The following is a 2,428-nucleotide window of genomic DNA, read 5'->3' as shown; positions in this document are numbered from 1 at the left end:
GGATGGTGTCTTGGCGGACGCCCAACACCTACCTCACGGCCGGTGCGGGCGGGGGACCGCCACCTCAAGTTCCACGAGACCCGGGACAACCTCGGACAACGAGCCCCCCGCCCTTGACCCAGCCGCCACTGCCGACGACGACCAGCCCGCTGAGGCGGGCGAGGACGGTCGCCAGGAGTTGTCCCCAAACCAGGAGGCCGCCAGGTACCGAACGCGCCTGCGAGAGGCCGAGGGACAGCGCGATGCACTCGCCGCCCGCGTGGAGGGTTTGCAGCGGTACGTGGTCGAGGTCAGGGCCACCAAGCTCGCCGAGCCGAGCGATCTGTTCACGATCGGCGGTCACTCGGTGGCCGACTTCCTCGGCGACGATGGGGAAGTCGACGGTGCGAAGGTGGCCGACGCGGTTACCGCGTTGCTCGCCACCCGGCCGCGGTTGTCGGCCTGGCAGCAGCAGGTCGAGTCGATGGCGGCCGGCTCACCGAACTTCGATGGCGGGGCACGGAGCATCGCCGGGCCCCGTCCGTCGTGGTCCGACGTCATGCGACAGGGAACGGGCCGATGACAACCGAGACGACCTTGACCCCGTTCGTTCCGTGGTCCGACGACAAAATCCCGTTAACGCTTTCCGCGGATGACCTGGCGAAGGTGCGGGCGCTTCCGCCCCTCCCCATTCCTGAGCCCGAGGACTACGACGCACCGGACGTCATCGTCACCGACACCCTCACGGGACAGCGATACATGGTCACCCGCTTTCCTTGTGGCGGCGGATGCGGCTGCGCTCTGTACGCCGACGAATGGGACGGCGATTAACCCAGGCTCCACATAACAACTGATCCGGTCGCCGCAGCAACGGCCGCGATCGTCACCGACCGGGCGTATCTCGGCAACGGGCCTCTCACACCCCGGCCCGATCCGAGCCAAGGGGCCCACGGCGACCCCGGTACTGGTGCCTCCTGGTCCGACGTCGTGCGCAGCGGAAGGAACAGACGATGACCGAGCCCGAGACACCCGCTCCTGCAGACGGCAACGCTGAGGCCGCGAGGTACCGCGTGCGGGCCCGAGAAGCAGAGCAGCAGCGCGACGTGCTGGCGGCCCGCGTGGAGCGTCTGCAGCGTTCCGTGATCGAGTCCAAGGCCGGCCGGCTGGCCCACCCCGCCGACTTGTTCGACGTCGGTGGTCACTCCGTCGCCGACTTCCTCGACGCCAACGGGGAGGTGGGCGACGACAGGCTGACCGACGCCGTCACCGCGCTCATCACCGCCAGGCCCAGGCTGTCGCGCTGGCAGCAGGAGGCTGAGGCAATGGCACCCGGTGCACCATCGGGCGGCAGCAGATCATCCTCGGCGCCGTCCTGGTCCGACGTAGTTCGGGGTGCCACGTGATGAACGCGCAGCAGGTCACTGCCGCGATCGTCGTGCCGGCAGGTGACTACACCGACGAGGAGAAACGGCATCAGTGGAAGCGCGCAGATCAGGAGTACGCACGAGCCCTGTTCCATCGGGAACTCGTCGGCATCGGTCCGGCCGGTCACTCGTCGCGGGTCGATGACCAGACCGGCGAGGTGCACCTGACCGTGACGGGATGGGCGCGGGAGGCCCCCTAATCCGGCCTCTCGAGGTGGGGAACCGCCGGGAGGAGCGCGCACTCCGTCTCAATACTTCGATGGGGGGTCTGCATGGGCGGTCACTCAGCGTGGACAACGAAGCAAGCGCTCACGACCCCCCTGGCCCCACTCCTCTCCGGCAGAATCAGGATCGGTGGACCCCCGGGAGGCGGGTTTTCCCATGTACGAGTTCCCGAATCGCCCCCCCTGCCCCCCAACCTCTCGGGGCCCGTTGAGGCGGGCGACCACCGGGAGGCGCCCGATATACCCCCGAGCTTTTTCCACACTGACGCGGCACCAGGTGGTCAATTTCCGGCCACCTGGTGCTGTAATCTGTTGGTGCACGACGGCGAATGGTCCGTGACCTAGTCGATGTGCAAGCTGCCCCAGGAGGGCGACGCAAGAGCGGCAGTGCCGCCGGCGAGACCCAATTTCCCCCTCCTGTCTAGAGAGCAGTCATGGCTACCTACACCACCACCGCCGGTGTCGGCGGAATCCTTCCCGAGCAGTACGGCGCGCTGATCGTCGAGCCCGTCCAGGCCGCATCAGTGGCAATTCAGGTCAGCGAGTTCGTGCCGACCGACAACGTCACCTTCCATGTCCCACTGATGACCGAGGACGTATCAGCTTCGTGGGTCGCCGAAGGCGCCGAGATCCCGCAGGACGACCCCGTGTTCGCCGAGGACGAGGTCACCCCAAAGAAGCTGGCCGCGTTGACCGTCATCAGCCGAGCTTGATCACAACCGGTCGTAGCAATTGATCTTGGTGCAGGATGTCGGCGACCTACCGACAGGAGCCCACCGGGTGCCCGCACGCCAGCAGTTG

General features: G+C 67.4%; 5 protein-coding genes. All 5 read left to right on the top strand.

The window, feature by feature from the left end; translation table 11 throughout:
• Positions 1 to 259: 259 nt before the first annotated feature.
• The 5 genes from BLW04_RS27250 to BLW04_RS25205 all read left to right on the top strand — a co-directional run bounded on the left by BLW04_RS27250 (position 260) and on the right by BLW04_RS25205 (position 2,340).
• The gene (locus BLW04_RS27250; RefSeq protein ID WP_175484306.1) at positions 260 to 562 is read left to right on the top strand and encodes a hypothetical protein; all 303 of its coding nucleotides are present in this window, start codon (positions 260 to 262) and stop codon (positions 560 to 562) included.
• The gene (locus BLW04_RS27245) at positions 559 to 810 is read left to right on the top strand and encodes a hypothetical protein (RefSeq protein WP_091548372.1); all 252 of its coding nucleotides are present in this window, start codon (positions 559 to 561) and stop codon (positions 808 to 810) included. Before BLW04_RS27250 ends, BLW04_RS27245 begins: the two co-directional genes overlap by 4 nt.
• A gap of 179 nt (positions 811 to 989) precedes the next feature.
• Entirely contained in the window at positions 990 to 1,382 is a 393-nt protein-coding gene (locus BLW04_RS25215; protein WP_091548370.1) for a glutathione S-transferase family protein, read from the top strand.
• Positions 1,382 to 1,603, top strand: coding sequence for a hypothetical protein (locus BLW04_RS25210; protein WP_091548369.1), 222 nt, complete (start codon positions 1,382 to 1,384; stop codon positions 1,601 to 1,603). Before BLW04_RS25215 ends, BLW04_RS25210 begins: the two co-directional genes overlap by 1 nt.
• Before the next feature lie 458 nt (positions 1,604 to 2,061).
• Positions 2,062 to 2,340, top strand: coding sequence for a phage major capsid protein (locus BLW04_RS25205; protein ID WP_091548366.1), 279 nt, complete (start codon positions 2,062 to 2,064; stop codon positions 2,338 to 2,340).
• Positions 2,341 to 2,428 lie beyond the last annotated feature (88 nt).

It is taken from the genome of Modestobacter sp. DSM 44400, from assembly GCF_900107175.1.
Classification (GTDB): Bacteria; Actinomycetota; Actinomycetes; order Mycobacteriales; family Geodermatophilaceae; genus Modestobacter.
The sequence above is the reverse complement of the archived record's forward strand: the minus strand, read 5'-3'. Positions and strand labels throughout refer to the sequence as shown.